Source organism: Brumimicrobium sp. (assembly GCA_023957385.1).
Lineage (GTDB): Bacteria > Bacteroidota > Bacteroidia > Flavobacteriales_D > Crocinitomicaceae > Brumimicrobium.
The window spans coordinates 2016504-2034701 of sequence record JAMLGZ010000001.1 but is presented as its reverse complement, the minus strand read 5'-3'; the positions used below and the strand labels follow the sequence as shown (position 1 = coordinate 2034701).

Below are 18198 nucleotides of genomic sequence, written 5' to 3'. Positions count from 1 at the left end.
GTTTGAGTAAAGGATTCCTCCCCCCAACCCCCTCCAAAGGGGGAGTGGAAAAAGTGTTTCATTCGTTTGAGTAAAGGATTCCTCCCCCCAGCCCCCTCCAAAGGGGGAGTGGAAAAAGTGTTTCATTCGTTTGAGTAAAAGATTCCTCCCCCCAACCCCCTCCAAAGGGGGAGTTTTGAAACCCTAGGCTTCTTTTTTATAACTTTCGCCCCTATAATTATCAGTACTTAATTCCCGCTATCCATGCACTCTGTAAACAAAAACAGATTATATTTGTAATTCTTTTAATTCAAACAAATGAAAAAAGAAAACATACCACAAGATAAAAGTAGTTTGGAGCAAAAGCAGATGAAAGAATTGTGCTATGCAGTGGATGAAGATGGGAAATATGCTACCGGACTTAGCACAGGTTGGGAAGCAAAAACTATTGCTCTTGATTTAACGATGGAAGATATACTTCAACGAGCCGAAATCGCAAAAAAAGAAGTTTATCAAGGTGAAAAAAGCCCCATTTATTATTTTATGATTATTTCCAAGATGGATTTACCCATTTTGGCTGGATATATGGGGATGGCGAAATGGCGCATCAAACGTCATTTTAAACCCAATGTTTTTAAAAATTTAAAAGAATCTATATTGAAGCAGTATGCGGATGTGTTTGATATGGATATTCAAAAATTGACAAATTTTAATGAATAAACTAGAGTTTACACATCATCAGTCGGCGCATTGTGAGAATGGCGTGACGTCTAATCTATTTAAGTACAATGGAATTGATGTCAGTGAGCCTATGGCTTTTGGAATAGGATCTGGAATTTTCTTTATTTACATTCCCTTTTTGCGTGTAAATCAAGCTCCAGCGGTAAGCTATCGTCCTATGCCGGGAATTATTTTCTCGCGTACAGCTAAACGTTTAGGGATAGAATATAAACGTGAGAAGTTCTCCAATCCTGAAAAATCATTTGAAGCGCTAGATAGAAACCTAGAGAAAGGTATTGTAACAGGTTTACAAGTGGGAGTTTTCTATTTACGTTATTTACCAGATTATTATCGTTTCCACTTCAATGCGCATAATATTGCTGTTTATGGAAAGCAAGGGGATGATTATTTAGTGAGTGATCCAGTCATGGAAACTACGAATATCATGACTAAACGAGAATTAGAGAGAGCTCGTTTTGCCAAAGGTGTATTTGCTCCTAAAGGTCACATGTATTACCCCATTTCTTTCCCAAAGGAACTGGATTTCCCGAAGGCAATTAAGCGAGGAATTACACAGACAATTAATCACATGCAAGCACCTGTACCTTTTGTAGGTGTTAACGGAATCGATTTCGTTGCTAATAAAATTCCATATTGGCTGAAGCATGATGGTAAAAAGAAAACGAATCATTATTTGGCTCAAATCATACGTATGCAAGAGGAGATTGGCACTGGAGGAGGAGGTTTTAGATTCGTCTATGCTGCATTCCTTCAAGAAGCTATGGATTATCTAAATAAACCTGAATTAAATGAATTTTCAGAGCGTATGACAGCCATTGGGGATGATTGGAGGGAGTTTGCTTTGCGTGCTTCACGTTTATGCAAAAATAGAGATAAGAGTGATGAGGGATATCAAGATATATCCGTGTTAATGCACGGCATTGCTGATAAAGAACGTCAGTTTTATAAAGATTTAAAGAAAATCATATAAGTGAGTTTGAGTATTCATATAGAGAATCTTTCACAACAATATCCAGGCGTTGATTTTAAGGTCTTGGAGAATTTTTCTTTGGATATACAAAAAGGATCCATTTTCGGGCTATTAGGACCTAATGGCTCAGGAAAAACAACACTTATTTCTATTCTGACAGGTTTATTACCTCTCCAGCATGGAAAGGTAACTATTGAAGGATACGATTTGGTACGAGATATCCGTAAAATCCGCCATATAATGGGAATGGTACCACAGGAATACGCTATTTACCCAAAACTAACAGCTAAAGAGAATCTAGAGTTTTTTGGAAGCTTATACGGTGTAAAAGGAAAGGATTTAAAAAGTCGTATCGAGCAAGGAATGGAAAGCATGGGTTTAACTGATTTTGCAGATCGAAAAATTGAATCATTTTCAGGAGGTATGAAGCGTAGAATCAATCTATTAGCTGGTTTGTTGCATAGACCTCAGTTGTTATTCTTAGATGAACCTACTGTAGGAGTAGATGTGAATTCTAAACAGTTTATTATCAATTACCTCGAAGAATTAAATCAAAAAGAAGGAGTAAGTATCTTCTATACATCTCACATGATGCATGAAGCACAAACTTTTTGCACACACCTCGGTCTCTTAAATCAAGGAGTTATAAGCTTTACAGGTACAACTCAAGAGATTTTAGATATGCACGAAAATAAGATGTCTTTAGAAGAAATATTTGTAGAAAACACAAAGAATGTTTAAGGTTTATCATGCCATATTGAAAGAATTGATTCTCTTGAAAAGAGATATTTTTGGATTGATTATCATCTTTCTAATGCCAGTTATTTTAATCTTAACCATTACACCCATTCAATATAGTATAGAGACTAAAGATGATCAATCAAAAATTTCTATTCTTCTGATTAACAATGATAAAGAAAATTTATCTAAAGAGTTACTAAAACAACTTGAAGAAGAGAATAACATCAAATTTATAGAGCAAATCAATGGACAAACTCTAACGGAAACATCCGGAAAAGAGGCTATTGAACAGGGGAAACAAAAAGTATTGATGATTATCCCAGCCGATTTCTCTAAGAATGCACAATTAAAAATAGATCAGAATATCGCAAAGATTCTCAGTCAGGTTGCACCTATTTTTGAAGGAGAGATAAGCGACGAAGAGATAGTTGTAAAGGAAGTTCAAATCTTCTTTGATCCTATTATTAGCGAAAGTATTAAGTCTGATATACGCACCAACATTAATCGCATAACCTCAGAAATGGAAACAGCCATGATTTATAAATCTTTTGAACGTGAATTTGAAGCGGATTTAAGTTTTATGATGGAAGATGAACTGATTCGATTTAACGAGCAAACGCTGGACGTAGATGAAGATGCAATTGCACCAAGCCCAATTCAGCATAATATGCCTGCATGGGCTTTATTTGCTATGTTTTTGATAGTTATTCCTTTGTCTATCAACATGGTTAAGGAAAAGAATCAGGGCACTTATGTGCGTTTACGTACGTTGCCCGTGCGCCCCATTCAATTAATGGCGAGCAAAATAATCGTATATCTTTTGGTGTGCATGATACAGTTCTATTTAATGTTATTGGTTAGTATCTACATATTTCCATTGATGGATCTACCTGCTTTAGAAATTGAGGGTAAATTAGTGTATCTGACTATTGTAGCATTCTTTTCTGGTTTAGCTGCTGTTGGGTTTGGAGTTTTAATAGGAACTTTCGCTAAAACGTTGGAGCAAGCAGCACCTTTCGGGTCCACATCTGTGGTAGTACTGGCTGCGATTGGAGGGCTTTGGTTTCCTGTTTATGCCATGTCTGAATCCATGCAAAAGGTAGCAAGTATATCGCCGATGAACTGGGGCTTGGAAGCTTTTTATAACGTACTTTTACGAGATACTAATTTGGTGCTTTTAGCTCCATACTTACTGTTTTTGTCCGTATTCTTTATAATCAATATCCTAATTTCTATTTTCTATGAAAAGAAAGTCAACCTTGCCTAAGATCGTAGAGCATCTTACAACTACTTACGAATCTTACGTTTCATTTCACGATGCAGACCCACTAGGTATTGCATGGCATGGGAATTATGTGAAATTCTTTGAGAAGGGTAGAGAGGCTTTTGGACGTAAACACAAATTGGATTATGGTAGTATATACGACAATGGTTTTTCGACTCCTATTGTACATCTATCTTGTGATTATAAAGTAACCTTGAAATATGCGGAATATTTTAAAGTGGTAACCTCTATTGAAAAAACATCTACAGCTAAAGTGATTATGCATTATCAAGTATTTAACAAGGATGGTCTCTTAGCTTGTGAAGGAAAAACAATTCAAGTTTTTGTTGATTTGAAGGGAGAATTAGCCTTATATTCACCCCAATTTTACGAAGACTGGAAAAAGAAAGTGAATTATTAGAATGAACAATTCTCAACGACATATTTCTGTTTTTACCGGAGGAGGAGAATGTTTTACTCCTATGGGAATATCCTTATCTGAAAATGTGGAGGGGATTAAAAAAGGGGAGTCGGGGATTCACTTACATTCAGATTCGAATTTAGCAGAAACTGAGTTTCAAGGAGCCATCATCTATAAGACAGTTTTAGATAAGGAATTTAGCCAAATTGCTTATCAGGGAGAATTTACCACTCTTGAAAAGATGTTACTTGTCACTATTCATCGCTTACTTCCTACTTTTCAGACTAAATTAAATAAACGATGTGGCTTAATTTTGTCAACCACTAAAGGAAATATAGAGTCCTTAGAAAACGATTCCTCAGTTTCTTATTATTTACAAGATTTAGCTCAAAAGATAGCTGCTACGATAGGAATTCAAAGTCCTCCAATTGTTTTATCCAATGCATGTGTCTCTGGAATTATGGCGATTTCTGTAGCTAAGCGTTTGATACAAGCTGGAACCTATGATCATTTCTTAGTGATTGGTGGAGATTTATTCTCTCGTTTTGTGTTTTCAGGTTTTCAAGCCTTCCAAGCGGTGAGTTCACAACCTTGCAAGCCCTACGATAAAAATCGCGATGGAATTACTTTAGGTGAAGCTGCTGCAGTCATGTTTATCTCTAAGGAACAGAAGAATTTTGCACATCCTTATGAAATTGTAGGAGATGGTTCGGTGAATGATGCTAACCATATTTCCGGTCCATCCAGAACTGGTGAAGGACTTTATCAAAGTATTCAAAGTGCACTCATAGAAGCGAATATAGATGCCTCTTTGATTGATTGTATTTCATCTCACGGTACAGCCACTATGTACAACGATGAAATGGAAGCTCAGGCTTTTAATCGCTCCAACTTACAAGAAACCCCAGTTACAAGTTTAAAACCGTGTTTTGGACATACCTTAGGAGCTGCTGGTTTGTTAGAAACAGTAATTTCTTTACGATTTGCAGACGAGAATTTAGTCCCACCAAATTTTAATTTTCAAGAGCATGGGTTAACTCTGCCCTTGAATGTGAATATGCACTTATTGCCAAAAGAAACTAACTATATATTAAAAACAGCATCTGGTTTTGGTGGTTCCAATACTGCGGTAATCTTTAAAAAGGTGAAATAATGGAACATCAAATTACTCAATATTGCCGTATTCGTAATCAGCAAATTCACCTGAATGGAAAAGAGATATTCCATGGCGAACAAACAGAGTTTTTAGACTTTATCAAAGCTGCATATAAAGAATTCACAGGGGATTATCCAAAATTCTACAAAATGGATCCTTTGTGTAAATTATCGCTGGTAATGGGAAGCTTAATGCTGGATAATATAGGAGAGAGTCTTGATTCAAATACTGCCTTGCTCTTGAGTAATAAATCTTCTTGCATTGATATAGATAGAGAGCATCAAAAGAACATAGATGAAGATGGAATAGCGGGAGCTCGCCCTGGAAATTTCGTTTATACACTTCCAAATATTGCATTGGGTGAAATTAGTATCAAATATAGCTTGAGAAGTGAGAATTCTTTTTTTATATTTGACCACTTCAATCCATCTTTTATGATTGATTATGCCCGTATAATGATTGATTTGGGGAAATGCACATCAGTTTTAGGAGGATGGTTAGAAGTAAATGGTAATTCCTACGACGGCTTTATGTTTTTAATTGAACCCAAAGAAGGACTTGCTTTAACTGAAGAAAATTTATTAAATTTGTACGATTAAATTTAGATTATGGAAGACTTAAAAAGAGAATTAAAAGAAAAAATCATTGAGGCATTAAATTTAGAAGACCTTACACCAGACGATATTCAAGATGATTCTTTCCTTTTTGGAGAAGGATTGGGATTGGATTCCATTGATGCACTAGAGTTAATTATTATTCTAGATAAGGATTATGGAATTAAATTAACAGATTCTAAAGATGGTAAGAAAATATTTGAATCCATCAACACAATGGCTGAGTACATTGCTGCAAATAGAACAAAATAAAACATGCATAAAAGAATTGCCATAACAGGAATGGGAATGGTTTCTTCCATTGGAATGAGTGTGGAAGAAAATCTCCAATCTTTATTGGCAATAAAAAATGGTATTTCTCGAATAGAGAACGTTCCAACACGTCTAGCAGATTCTATTCTCGTTGGAGAGATTAAGAAAACAAACGAAGAATTAATTCAACAACTAGGAATACCAAAGTTGAATGATTACTCGCGAACAGCTATGCTAGGCCGTATCGCTATCCAAGAGGCTATTCAATGTGCAGGACTCACCAAAGACGATTTATCATCCATAGGCTTTATCAATTCTACCAGTGTAGGTGGAATGGATGTCATTGAACAGTATTATAAAGAATTCCAAGTTAATGAGGAACATCGCCATTATATTGATGTACATGATGCAGGTAGTAATACAGAATTGATTGCTCAAGATTTAGGTATCGAGGGCTACGTTACAACGATTAGTACTGCTTGCTCATCAGCAGCGAATGCTATTATGATGGGAGCTAGACTTATTGAAGCTGGACGTATAGATAAAGTGATTGTTGGAGGAATGGATGCCTTGTGTAAATTCACTATGAATGGATTTAATACTTTGATGATTCTTTCCGACACCTATAACCAACCTTTTGATGATAATCGGAAAGGACTGAATTTAGGAGAAGGTGCAGCATACTTGATTTTAGAATCTGATAAATCTGTACAAGAAAGAGGGGCCAAGGCAATAGCCTATTTAGCAGGATATGCTAATTCCAACGATGCTTTCCATCAAACAGCTTCTTCGGAAAATGGAGAAGGTGCTTATTTAGCAATGAAGGAAGCTTTAGCAATCTCAGGATTGAGCGTAAGCGATATTGACTATGTCAATGTGCATGGAACTGCTACGCCAAACAATGATTTGTCAGAAGGAAGAGCTATGATACAACTTTTTGGAGATCATGTGCCTCCATTTAGTTCTACAAAGCCATTTACAGGTCACACGCTAGCTACAGCTGCAAGTGTGGAGGCGATTTATAGTATTTTTGCCCTTCAAAAAGGAATCATTTTACCAAACTTGAATTTTCAAACAAAAATGCAAGAGTTTGATTTAATTCCTGAAACACAAATTAGTGAGAAAAAGATTAATGCAGTGATGTCAAACTCCTTCGGATTTGGAGGTAATTGCTCGAGTTTAATATTCTGTAATTAAAAGTAATATGAAGAAGTGTTATATCAATGGTCTCGGTTGTATTACAGCTCAAAACACCACAGATGCTGGTTTTTTAGAGAATGCTATTGATCACTCTGAACACTTTGAGTTACGCATGTTACATCCTGATTACAAACCGTATATCCCAGCAGGAGCTTTACGAAGAATGAGCACTTCTGTAAAAAGTGGTGTATTAGCTTCTAAATTTGCAATGGAAGAGGCTGGTGTTACAGAACTTGATGCGATTATCACTGGAACCGGCTTAGGATGTATTCAAGATTCAGAGAAGTTCTTGACTTCATTACTGGATAATGATGAACAATATTTAACTCCAACTTCCTTTATTCAATCTACTCATAATACTGTTGCGGGACAAATTGCTTTAGGACTTCAGTGCAAAGCCTATAACGTGACTTATGTAAATGGAGGTGCTTCTTTTTCGTCTGCTTTATTAGATGGTTTGATGAAAATTCAGAACCATAAATCAAATGTATTGATAGGAGGGACTGATGAGCTTTCAAATTATACGAACTTCTTGTATCGCAGCATTCATCACTATAAAGACGAAGGTAAAGCCCCAGGAAATATCCTGAAAGAACGTTCTGTTGGATGTGTACCTAGTGAGGGATCTGTCTTTTTTGTGTTAAGTGACCAATTACAGTCTTCTTCTTATGCAGAATTAGTTGATGTAACTCAACGCAATAGAGTGAGTAACGATAAACTAAAACCTTTCATCGAACAATTCCTTGCGTACAATAACTTAAGTTTAGAGGATATAGATTTAATTCTTTTAGGAAATAATGGAGATAGTCAATTTGATGATGCCTACGATATCGTAGAACAAGAAACACCCCAAATTCCTAAAGCTTTCTATAAACATCTATTTGGAGATTTTATGACTGCACCTGCTGTTTCCCTATGGATTGCAGCTAAAATTTTAAAAACCCAACATCTTCCTGAGATTTTATTAAAGGATAAAGCAAACATACAAACTCCGATTCGTACTATCTTAATGTATAATCAATATAGAGGGAAAGATCATAGTTTAATGCTTGTAAGAAATGTCTAAGCACCAAATTGGCTATATCGGCTTTGGTTTATTTACAATCTTTTATGGATTCGCTTATTTTCTGTATGATTTCCCACTAGGCTATTATTTGATAGCTTTTTTTGTATGGATATCACTAGTGGCAATTGGCTCTTTTACAGTTCGTTGTAATTATCATATCAACGCTATTTCATCATTTAAGACTTCAGCAAATCAAGTAGCTATCACGTTTGATGACGGTCCATCTGAGTTTACGGACGGGGTACTGGATGTCTTAAAGAAATACGATGCGAAAGCTAGTTTTTTCTGTATTGGTAAACACCTAGAGAAATTCCCAGATCAAGCAAAAAGAATCGTATCAGAAGGACATGCTCTGGGAAATCATACCTATTCTCATTCCAAGATAGGATTTACCAAAAAAGAAGTGTTGGTGGATGAAATTACGCAAACTGATGACTTGATTGAAGCTTATACAGAACGAAAATCTACCTTGTTTCGACCACCATTTGGAGTCACCAACCCAATGATACGTAGAGCTTTGTTGCAAACGAAACATCACGTAATTGGCTGGAACATACGCTCCTTGGATACTGCGATTCACGATGAAAAAAAAGTGTTGAATCGCATTACGAGACAACTAAAGCCGGGTAGTATTATACTATTACATGATACTGCACAGCAAACTTCAGGTATTTTGGAGCAATTATTGTTATATCTTCGCGAACACAATTTTACCTGTGTTTCAATAGAAGAAATACTAAAAAAATGAATTATGAAAGGAGTAGTAGTGTGCTTATTTACAATTTTCAGTTTGATTACGTATAGTCAAAAACAATTGACAACTGAAGAAGTTAAAGCATTCAAATCAAAGATAGAACAAGGTACAAAGCAAATGAAATCCATGAAAACTGATTTCAACCAAAACAAACACCTTAGTTTTATGTCAAACGATGTAATTTCCAAAGGAAAGATGTTCTTAAATGAAGAAGGATTCTTGAAATGGGAATATACATCTCCAAGTAAATATAGTATCATCTTTAAAAACAATATGGTATATATTGATGATAACGGTAAAAAGAACTCTGTAAACGCTAATAATGAAGTGTTTAAGCGTATCAATAAGCTTATTTCAGGAAGTGTAAATGGTCAATTATTTAACGACAAGGAATTTGTAATCAGCTACTTTAAAGAGGGAAATCAAACCTTAGCAAAGTTTTTACCAAGTGATAAAGGACTAAAAAAATATATACAGGAAGTATTTCTTTACTTTCCGAATAATGAAACTACGGTTTCTAAAGTAAAACTGATTGAACCTTCTGGGGATTATACAGAAATCACGTTTGTAAATAAGGAAATCAATGCTAAAATTGACCCGAAAATCTTTACTAATTAGTAGCATTCTTCTTCTTATCCTTTCTTGTAGTCCAAAGCATGCAGAAGGAATTTCGAATAAGATGAATGAACGCTATGTAGTTCCTTATTTTAATGAACCTCAAGCTGAGTACAAATACGATGCTAGCATACAAGTTTATGGCAACGATTTACATGGTTTTTTCTTATTGAAACGCCTAGGTGATCAACATGCACGTATGGCTCTTGTTTCCGACTTTGGAAATACCTTGATGGATTTTGAATTTAAAGGAGAGGAGGTAATCGTGCACTATGTTATAGAGGATTTAAACAAGAAAATAATCGTCAACAAGTTGAAGAAGTATTTTCAGTTGATTACACAGTCAGAGTATGAACTAACTTTCAGATATCCTAAAAGAATTGATAACATGTGCGAGCCTAAGACCTTATCCTATATTGAGAGTATTCCTACAAGATATAAGTCCTCATTGAATAATAGAACTGTTTTTTTAATGATTAATCATAAACAAGTGCTTTCTAAAATAATTCAATCTAAAAGAAGAAAAACTATAGCCGAAGTTGATTTTTATACTTCAAATACGCCGGATGATTCTATTCAACTTGATTCCTTGCGATTTGAGTCAAAGAAAATGCCTATCGTGATGACGTTTAAGGCGGTGGATTAAGGTAACCGCAAAGAAAGCTAAGCTTTTCGCCCTCTGCAGTTAAACAAACAATATTTTCTCTATTGACTATTAACTTTTCTGGCTTTCTTTTTTGGCATCGCCCCAAAAAAGAAACAAAAAATCCCGACAGCTGTACGGGTCTAGCGCTGTATATTTCTCCTTGTGAATATTCCTGAAAGCTGAAAATGTCGATGATTTCTTCCGCTAAAGCTACAGAACTATCTCCATTTTTAGTAGCTTTCAGTTCATATTCACTTCGTCAAAATATAATGCGCGTCCTAGCGATTGGCGATTATCATTCTATCTTCATATTTAGAACACCCCAATCCTCTATGTTCCCTATGTGCCTATGTGTTTCAAAAAAAACTTCGTGTTCTCTGCGCCAAACCTCTACGGTCTTTGCGGTTAAACTCGGTCTTTGCGGTTAAACTAAATCTTTCAACCACCTTATGTTATCAATATTTTCCACATTGACTTTTCGCATATTTACATTTTTTATATCTTTAGAAAAAAAGTGAACACATGGATAAATTCATCAAACAACTATTACTGGCCTATTCAAAAGTGATACTACCTGGATTTGGTGCAATTGTATTTGAAAATGAAGAGACAGGGGAGCTAATGTTTAATGAACATCTGACCTATAATGACCACAAGTTAGAAGAATTGGTCGAGAAAGAGTCGAATATGAATATTCAAGAAGCTCAAAATGCTGTCAATAAATTTATTCGTGATTTACAATATCAACTTGATAAAGGAGATACCTATTCAATCTTTCAATTAGGTGAATTCAGCAAGGTCGATGGCACTTACCTTTTTAAAGGAAATATTGAGAGGGAAAGGAATATTTCACCAGCAACAGTTAGTGACATTATAGAGAATGAAGAGACCCCTATTGAAAAAGTAGAGGACAGCTCTTCAGTTGTTTCCATGTTTGCAAATTTCACCCCAATGGAAGAGGAAACTCCTGTTCTTAAAGATGAAATATCGTTTTCTACTGAAGACTTAGAGGAAATGCCATCACAAACTGTAAACGACTCAACTCCGGAAGTTTCTTTTGAAGAGCCGGTTCAGGAAATTCCTCAAGGAGAACATTCTAAGCAGAATATATATGTGCCACCTGTAAATGTAGAAACTGAAACTCCGCAAGAAGAATCTATTCAGAAAGAACCTGAGGTAAAAGAAATTCCTAAAGAGGAGAAACCTATAAAAAAACCACTCAAAAACAAGAAGGAAAATAAATATAAGGAATCACGCTCCAAACTAACTAAATCAGAAAATGAAAAAGGTAAAGGAAAGAAATCTCCTTTATTTTGGATATTATTATTTATTCTGGTTACAATAGGAGGTCTATCTATCTATGGTGCTTTTAATTATGAAAAAATTGAAGCTTGGATGGGATGGGATAAATTTAAAACAGTTCCAGCTCCCGAAAACAAGGTTATTCCTCAGGAAACTGAAGAAAAAGATAATGTGGAAACAAATAGTTCGCAAGAAACACCTGAGGAATCCTCATCTTCAACAGAGTCAGTTACAACAGATCAAGATACTCCTCCTACAAATGAAATAGAGAATTCCACACCTTCATCGGGAGACTATCACATTATTGTTGGCGGATTCAGCGATCCAGCCAATGCAGAACGTTTGGTAAATGAATTAAAATCAAAAGGACTAGATGCTACGATTATTTCAGGAAAAAGTGGATTAACTCAGGTTTCTGCTCAAAGCTACGCTACCCTAGAAGAAGCGAAAGCAAATGTGGAAACAGTGAAAGAAAAATCGGGAGTAAGTGGTTGGATTTTAAAACATTAAATTGCACTTGTTGGTTTATAAAGCATGGCAGAAGAAGACAAAAGGAAAATTATTGATGTTAAAAAGGTAATTAAAGAAAAGAGCCCTGGCTTCTATAAGTACGCTCCTTCTTTTATTATTAAGTATATCCAAAAGATTCTACATGAGGATGATGTAAACCAGTTTATCCATGAGCATAGAGATGATTCTCCCATAGATTTTTGTTTATCGGTGATGAAGAAATTTAATATTCAAGTCACCACAGAAGGTTTGGAAAATGTACCTGAGAACGGGGGAGTAGTTTTAGCCATGAATCACCCTTTAGGAGGAATGGACGCTATGGCATTGGTGACTGTTATTCATGAAAAAAGACCCGATGTTAAATTTATTGTGAATGATGTATTGCTCAACCTTGATAATCTAAAATCTATCTTTGTGGGAGTCGATGTAGTCAATAAAAAAGCAAATGGTTCCTTAATGAAAGTGGATGATTTGTTTACGAGTGATAACGTTATTTGTATATTTCCTGCAGGTTTAGTAAGTAGAAAAATAGATGGGGTAGTACAAGACTTAGAATGGAAGAAAACCTTCATATCCAGGTCTATTATGCACAAAAAGAATATAATTCCTGTATATATTGAAGGCAGATTGTCTAATTTTTTTTATAACTTGTATTCGCTACGAAAGAAATTGGGTATCAAAGGGAATATAGAAATGCTTTATCTTGTGAATGAATTGTATAAACAACACAACGTTAAGATTAAAATTAGTTTCGGAGAGCTCATTCATATTGAAAAGCTCGACGATTCAAGGTCACACAGAGGATGGGCTAAGTTTGTGAAAGAGGAGGTGTATAAATTAAGAAAGTAAGATGTCAGATAAATTTGAAAAAATTATAGATCCTATTGATAAAGAAATTCTTAAACAAGAATTATCTAAAGAGAGATTTGGTCGATATACAGGACGTGGAGGCAATGAAATATATATCATCAATCACCATAACTCTCCAAATGTAATGAAGGAAATAGGAAGATTGAGAGAGGTTTCGTTTAGAGATGCTGGTGGGGGTACAGGTATGGCGATAGATATTGATGAATTTGACATTTGTGAAAACTGTTATGAACAATTGGTAGTATGGGATCCAGTAGAAGAGGAACTCGTTGGGGGAATGCGTTTTATTGATTGTTCTCATATAGTTCCTGCAAATGACGCAGATGAAGTTCCCTTGAGTACTTCTCATTATTTTAACTTCTCATCCAAGTTTCGTAAAGAGTATTTGCCTTATACCATAGAATTAGGAAGGAGTTGGGTACAACCCAATTATCAGCCTTCTAATAACCCAAGAAAAGGTATTTATGCTTTAGATAATATTTGGGACGGATTAGGATTATTGACTGTTATTCACCCTGAAATGAAGTATTTCTTTGGAAAAGTAACCATGTATCCTGATTTCCATAAAGAGTCTAGAGATTTTATCTTGTTCTTGTTAAGACATTATTTTCCTGATGATGAAGGATTGGTAATACCCAAACATCCCATACAAACATTGACTCCTGATGCAAAATTTGAACAGATAATTAAGGGTTTAGATTTCGACAAAGGATATCGGGCTATGACCAAGTTTGTGCGTGCTAACGGGCATACAGTTCCACCGCTTATGAATGTGTATATGCATTTGTCATCTACTATGAAATCCTTTGGTACGGCTATTAATCCTGACTTTGGAGGAGTAGAAGAAACGGGTATTATTGTAACAATTGATGATATCTATGAAGATAAAACTGAACGGCATATTAAGAATATTATACAGCATAAATAACTACTAAATACGAATCATGAGAACACTAATAGTACTACGGAAAGGCATGAAAGAACCAATTGTAGGGGATTGGCAAGCCTTCTTAAGAAATCTAAATCTATACAAAGGAGTCATAGATAATGATTTTGGGAATAAAACACTAGAGGCAACTAAACAATTCCAGCAAAAATATAAGTTGGGCGCTGATGGAGTAGTGGGACCAATGACATGGGCAAAAGCGGTTTCTTTAGGCTTTGATTTAGAGATTGAAGATATATCTTCAACACCTAAAAATACTTTAAATTACCCTGAAAAGCCTAGTTTTCCTCCTCTTGTTTCTAATTCAGAAAGGGAAAAATTATTTGGGAAAATTGCATTTGTTGCAAATCCTACTTCGAATAACCCAGAGGGGATTAAGATTACAAATTCTTTTGAAAAAGATAATATAGTGTATGTTGACCTTCCACAACTATCGAAAGCGACTGGTGGAAAATATACACGTATGCGATTCCATAAATTAGGTACTTATCAATTACAGCAATTCTTTCTGGAGATTGAAAAAAAGAATTTATTACATTTAATAAAAACGTATGCCGGGGCTTATGCTCCTAGATTTGTTCGTGGTAGTAAAACAGTCCTATCAAATCATTCTTATGGAACAGCCTTTGACATCAATGTAGCATGGAATGGCTTAGGGAAGACTCCTGCTCTTGTGGGAGAACAAGGTTCTGTGCGCGAATTAGTTCCTATTGCCCATAAATGGGGTTTTTATTGGGGCGGACATTTTAGTAGGCCAGATGGAATGCACTTTGAGGTTGTTAAAATTATTAAAGAGAAATAGAAGTAGTATGAAACAAAAAAGCCATCGAAAAGATGGCTTTTTTTGTGACCCCGCTGGGATTCACTAATATTTTAAAACCAACCTGATATCAATACTTTCAACGACTTTCTAAAAATTGGTGACAAACTGGGTGACATTTTTTACGATGTTCGTTGTACCATTTTAAAGAACGTTTTGATAAAACAAATATAATCTAAATCATTGATAAACACAAATAAAAGGCACTAAATTTTATGATTTTGTCGGGTTGATAAACAAGCTGTTTTAAGCTTCTCAAAACAAAATCTCTTCCACCTCATCAGGATTTAATCCCAAGTATTCGCAGAACTCACGTATGGTTAAATACTGGTGGTTTTGCTTCCCGATTTCTTCCTTTATTTGCTTAATGAGGTAACGCGAATAGCGTTCACTTTTTCCAGTGATAATCATTACATCTTTGGTATGGATAACAAGGCGTTTCATTTTCTAATTGAGGTTATGCTTTATGTATGCTTATTCTTTACTTGCTCTATGGTTATGATATACTTTTCACTTTTACAAAAATACATGCTTAAAGGGGTTGTTCTGTATGCAAAAACAACCTAAAACAGCACAAAGTTTATTGCTCGGAAGTGTTGACTTTGATGGTGTTTGGTTTTATCTGATGTTTGTGATGTCAATGCGCAAAGACAGGTAAAATAGCGGACCTGATAACTCGCTTAATTATCCAATAAATTTTGAAACATGGCAAGACAAAAAGGGATAATCAAACTGACTGGAAAGGTTGGTGATTTGTCTTTCTACAAATCCAAAGACGGCTTTTTAGCTCGTGAAAAAGGAGGTGTTGAGGGCGAACGTATCAAAAACGATCCTGCGTTTGCAAGGACTCGTGAAAATGGTGCGGAGTTCGGCTCTTCTGCCAGCTCTGGGAAATTGCTCCGTGATTCGGTTCGGACGATGATGCAGAATGCTTCAGATGGTCGTGTAACTTCACGGTTAATGAAAGTCATGACACAAATCAAGAACATGGATTCAACCAGTTCCCGTGGTGAGCGTAAAGTAAGCGAAGGAATCGTTACGCCAGCTGCAAAAGCACTCTTGAAAGGATTCAATTTTAACAACAGAGCAATTTTGGGTTCTGTCCTGTACAAAAGCTACACAGTAGATGTGGCAACCGGTGTTATTGAATTGCAAGGATTTGTTCCTGTCAATGATCTAAGCATTCCATCAGGTGCAACACATGTAAGTTTGAAAGGTAGTTGGGCAAAGGTAGATTTTTCGGGAGCTGTGTCTTCTGTAGAAGAAACAAATGTTGAGAATCTTCCGATTGATGGAACGGCAACAACGGTTACGCTAACTCCTACTGCTGTGCCAACGGGTACAGGGACGGATTTGTATTTACTGATGTTGGAATTCTTTCAGGAGGTCAACGGAGTGCAGTACACGCTTAAAAATGGAGCGTTTAACGTGCTGAGCATTATTGAAATCCAGTAATTCTAAAAACATGGAAAAGGAATCTTTCGACAAGCTCAAGAACAAAAGTAAGGAGCGTAAACAGGACAAATTGAAGTCTTACTTCAAACGATGTGGTAAAGAAACGCCGCCCTTCTTCAAGAAACTGCGTTTGGCAGGGTTAATCATTGCAGCCGTGGGAACAACGGTTCTTGCTGCTCCGATTGCTTTACCTGTTTTGGCGGTAACTATTGCAGGTTACTTAGCTACTGCGGGAGCTGTTGCAACGGCAGTCAGTCAGGCGGCCATCAGTGATGGTTCAGACTGTGAAGAGGAAAATTAATTATTTAATCAGTCGGAGTGTGAAAAAGAAAAGCACTCCGACATAAATACCCGAAAAATGGAAAAGGAAAAAAATCTATGTAGTGATTTGATCGTGAAAGCTTCAATCAAGCGCAAACCACGTTTTAAGCCAGGTTCCGAATTATCTGACACCGTCAATTTAAAAAGTGTGGATGTTTTAGTAGAAGATACTTCAACTGAAGATGCGGAAGCTTTTGGAATCACGTTGCAGTTCAAAACTTGTGCAAATGCTGAAAGACTTGCAATTATTGTTTAATCAGTCGGAGTGTGAAAAATGTACTCCGACATAATACCAAAGAAAAATGGAAAAGGAAAAAAACCAATGTAGTGATTTGATTGTGAAAGCATCCATCAAACGCAGACCACGTTTTAAAGCAGGTTCGGAATTATCTGGACGTGTCAACTTAAAAAGTGTGGATGTTTTAGTAGAAGATACTTCAACCGAAGATGCGGAAGCTTTTGACATCACGTTGCAGTTCAAAACTTGTACGAATGCTGCAGGAATTGCAAACTTAGAATCATAGCATGCAAACAGATTACTCCACTGTGAAAGGAACAGTTACAGGAACGTTATTAACACTGTTTGCTACAATCGACGTTCAAGACTATGTGAAAACAATAATTTTGGCTTCGATAGGTGCACTGGTGAGTTTTATGGTTTCCAAGTTTCTTAAATGGTGTTGGAGTAAGCTTCGACACAAGAAGTAAAAAGTAAAGAAAACGCCCGATTAGTCGGGCGTTTTCCATTTTATCTAACCAAGCTACCTAAAAAAGCTGTTTTTAGTTCACGAACCTGTTCGGACATTTTGAGAAATGCTTGTTCTTTTCGGTGAAACTCACGTAGTACAGGTATGGACTTTTTAACAGTTGACAAAATATGCCCTTGCGCTTTTTTCTGGATTATTTTCTCCAAATCTCTTTTACGAATATACAGAATGACCGAGCCGATTAACTGCCGTTTGATTTCTTTACTTTGCCACAATGCAAACAACAACCAGTACAAATTCTCTTTATCTTCTCTGCTATTACAGATACATACAAAGCAATTTGGACAAGGTTCATTCATGGGTTTTCCTGTGTTTAATCCGCGACTTAGAATAAAAAAGGAATGTTTTTCCACTCTCATTTCTAGGCGATAGGTTTTTAATTGAAACATAATTATCGGTTTAAAATTATGCTTCTTTTCTGTCGCTTCGCTCCGCCTAATATTTCCAAAAGAAAGAGAGAAAAAAAACGACTAAAAAGCCGAAAAAAAAGAAAAAAGAAAGCCCATTTTTCAGGGATTGGATGAACTGGATGCAAGGTTTTTTGCTAAAAAAATACTACCCGACGTTTGAACAAAATCGTTATTAAAATGGAAATTGATTTTTAAAAAAGAAGTAGGAGTGGAAAGAGAAATGGAGGGTGGAGATTATTTTAGTAAAACCCGAAGGGCTTGACCTTGCAGTAAGGAAAGACAAGCCCTAATTTTGCGATCATTTTTTATTTTTAAATTGTCATCGAAGCGTGAATAGAAAAATAATATTAGTTCATTATTAATCTGTCTGTTAATCTA

At 35.8% G+C, this 18198-nt stretch carries 23 protein-coding genes; 21 read left to right on the top strand and 2 right to left on the bottom strand.

Going from position 1 to position 18198, the window contains the following annotated elements:
- Window positions 1-297 precede the first annotated feature (297 nt).
- The 17 genes from M9897_08955 (at window position 298) to M9897_08875 (ending at window position 14849) form a co-directional block, all read left to right on the top strand.
- On the top strand, window positions 298-699 hold the full coding sequence (locus M9897_08955; GenBank protein MCO5269008.1) for a hypothetical protein: 402 nt from the start codon (window positions 298-300) through the stop codon (window positions 697-699).
- Window positions 692-1690, top strand: a complete 999-nt coding sequence (locus M9897_08950; GenBank protein MCO5269007.1) for a BtrH N-terminal domain-containing protein — start codon at window positions 692-694, stop codon at window positions 1688-1690. The genes M9897_08955 and M9897_08950 overlap by 8 nt, the downstream gene beginning before the upstream one ends.
- The gene (locus tag M9897_08945) at window positions 1691-2431 is read left to right on the top strand and encodes an ABC transporter ATP-binding protein (protein MCO5269006.1); all 741 of its coding nucleotides are present in this window, start codon (window positions 1691-1693) and stop codon (window positions 2429-2431) included. It begins immediately after the preceding gene.
- On the top strand, window positions 2424-3698 hold the full coding sequence (locus M9897_08940) for an ABC transporter permease (GenBank protein MCO5269005.1): 1275 nt from the start codon (window positions 2424-2426) through the stop codon (window positions 3696-3698). The genes M9897_08945 and M9897_08940 overlap by 8 nt, the downstream gene beginning before the upstream one ends.
- Entirely contained in the window at window positions 3673-4116 is a 444-nt protein-coding gene (locus M9897_08935; GenBank protein ID MCO5269004.1) for an acyl-CoA thioesterase, read from the top strand. Before M9897_08940 ends, M9897_08935 begins: the two co-directional genes overlap by 26 nt.
- A gap of 1 nt (window position 4117) precedes the next feature.
- Complete coding sequence (locus M9897_08930) at window positions 4118-5269, top strand: beta-ketoacyl synthase (protein ID MCO5269003.1); 1152 nt, start codon at window positions 4118-4120, stop codon at window positions 5267-5269.
- Entirely contained in the window at window positions 5269-5871 is a 603-nt protein-coding gene (locus tag M9897_08925; protein ID MCO5269002.1) for a 3-oxoacyl-ACP synthase, read from the top strand. The genes M9897_08930 and M9897_08925 overlap by 1 nt, the downstream gene beginning before the upstream one ends.
- Before the next feature lie 9 nt (window positions 5872-5880).
- Complete coding sequence (locus M9897_08920; protein MCO5269001.1) at window positions 5881-6138, top strand: phosphopantetheine-binding protein; 258 nt, start codon at window positions 5881-5883, stop codon at window positions 6136-6138.
- Between the two features lie 3 nt (window positions 6139-6141).
- Window positions 6142-7335, top strand: coding sequence for a beta-ketoacyl-[acyl-carrier-protein] synthase family protein (locus M9897_08915; GenBank protein ID MCO5269000.1), 1194 nt, complete (start codon window positions 6142-6144; stop codon window positions 7333-7335).
- Window positions 7336-7342: 7 nt separating this feature from the next.
- A complete protein-coding gene (locus M9897_08910) occupies window positions 7343-8404 on the top strand; it encodes a beta-ketoacyl synthase chain length factor (GenBank protein ID MCO5268999.1) in 1062 nt (353 codons plus the stop codon).
- A complete protein-coding gene (locus M9897_08905) occupies window positions 8397-9152 on the top strand; it encodes a polysaccharide deacetylase family protein (protein MCO5268998.1) in 756 nt (251 codons plus the stop codon). The genes M9897_08910 and M9897_08905 overlap by 8 nt, the downstream gene beginning before the upstream one ends.
- A gap of 3 nt (window positions 9153-9155) precedes the next feature.
- A complete protein-coding gene (locus tag M9897_08900) occupies window positions 9156-9776 on the top strand; it encodes an outer membrane lipoprotein carrier protein LolA (GenBank protein ID MCO5268997.1) in 621 nt (206 codons plus the stop codon).
- Window positions 9742-10419: a hypothetical protein gene (locus M9897_08895; GenBank protein ID MCO5268996.1), complete on the top strand. Its 678-nt coding sequence runs from the start codon at window positions 9742-9744 to the stop codon at window positions 10417-10419. Before M9897_08900 ends, M9897_08895 begins: the two co-directional genes overlap by 35 nt.
- A gap of 522 nt (window positions 10420-10941) precedes the next feature.
- Complete coding sequence (locus tag M9897_08890) at window positions 10942-12231, top strand: SPOR domain-containing protein (protein MCO5268995.1); 1290 nt, start codon at window positions 10942-10944, stop codon at window positions 12229-12231.
- Between the two features lie 24 nt (window positions 12232-12255).
- A complete protein-coding gene (locus M9897_08885; protein ID MCO5268994.1) occupies window positions 12256-13080 on the top strand; it encodes a 1-acyl-sn-glycerol-3-phosphate acyltransferase in 825 nt (274 codons plus the stop codon).
- Between the two features lies 1 nt (window position 13081).
- Window positions 13082-14029, top strand: a complete 948-nt coding sequence (locus M9897_08880; protein ID MCO5268993.1) for a GNAT family N-acetyltransferase — start codon at window positions 13082-13084, stop codon at window positions 14027-14029.
- A 16-nt stretch (window positions 14030-14045) separates the two neighbouring features.
- The gene (locus M9897_08875) at window positions 14046-14849 is read left to right on the top strand and encodes a M15 family metallopeptidase (GenBank protein MCO5268992.1); all 804 of its coding nucleotides are present in this window, start codon (window positions 14046-14048) and stop codon (window positions 14847-14849) included.
- 273 nt (window positions 14850-15122) lie between these two features.
- Here M9897_08875 and M9897_08870 read toward each other — a convergent pair whose 3' ends face one another.
- Window positions 15123-15311 carry a hypothetical protein gene (locus tag M9897_08870; GenBank protein MCO5268991.1) on the bottom strand — a complete coding sequence of 63 codons (189 nt, stop codon included), beginning with the start codon at window positions 15309-15311 and terminating at the stop codon, window positions 15123-15125.
- 261 nt (window positions 15312-15572) lie between these two features.
- On the opposite strand from M9897_08870, the gene M9897_08865 reads away from it, so the two are divergent.
- Genes M9897_08865 through M9897_08850 form a run of 4 tightly spaced genes read left to right on the top strand, consistent with a single transcriptional unit; the run spans window position 15573 to window position 17167 of the window.
- On the top strand, window positions 15573-16322 hold the full coding sequence (locus tag M9897_08865) for a hypothetical protein (protein ID MCO5268990.1): 750 nt from the start codon (window positions 15573-15575) through the stop codon (window positions 16320-16322).
- A 10-nt stretch (window positions 16323-16332) separates the two neighbouring features.
- Complete coding sequence (locus M9897_08860; GenBank protein MCO5268989.1) at window positions 16333-16623, top strand: hypothetical protein; 291 nt, start codon at window positions 16333-16335, stop codon at window positions 16621-16623.
- A gap of 57 nt (window positions 16624-16680) precedes the next feature.
- Window positions 16681-16899: a hypothetical protein gene (locus tag M9897_08855; protein MCO5268988.1), complete on the top strand. Its 219-nt coding sequence runs from the start codon at window positions 16681-16683 to the stop codon at window positions 16897-16899.
- A gap of 46 nt (window positions 16900-16945) precedes the next feature.
- Window positions 16946-17167, top strand: a complete 222-nt coding sequence (locus tag M9897_08850) for a hypothetical protein (protein MCO5268987.1) — start codon at window positions 16946-16948, stop codon at window positions 17165-17167.
- A gap of 224 nt (window positions 17168-17391) precedes the next feature.
- Here the strand turns inward: M9897_08850 and M9897_08845 are convergent, their stop codons facing one another.
- On the bottom strand, window positions 17392-17799 hold the full coding sequence (locus M9897_08845) for a hypothetical protein (protein MCO5268986.1): 408 nt from the start codon (window positions 17797-17799) through the stop codon (window positions 17392-17394).
- Window positions 17800-18198 lie beyond the last annotated feature (399 nt).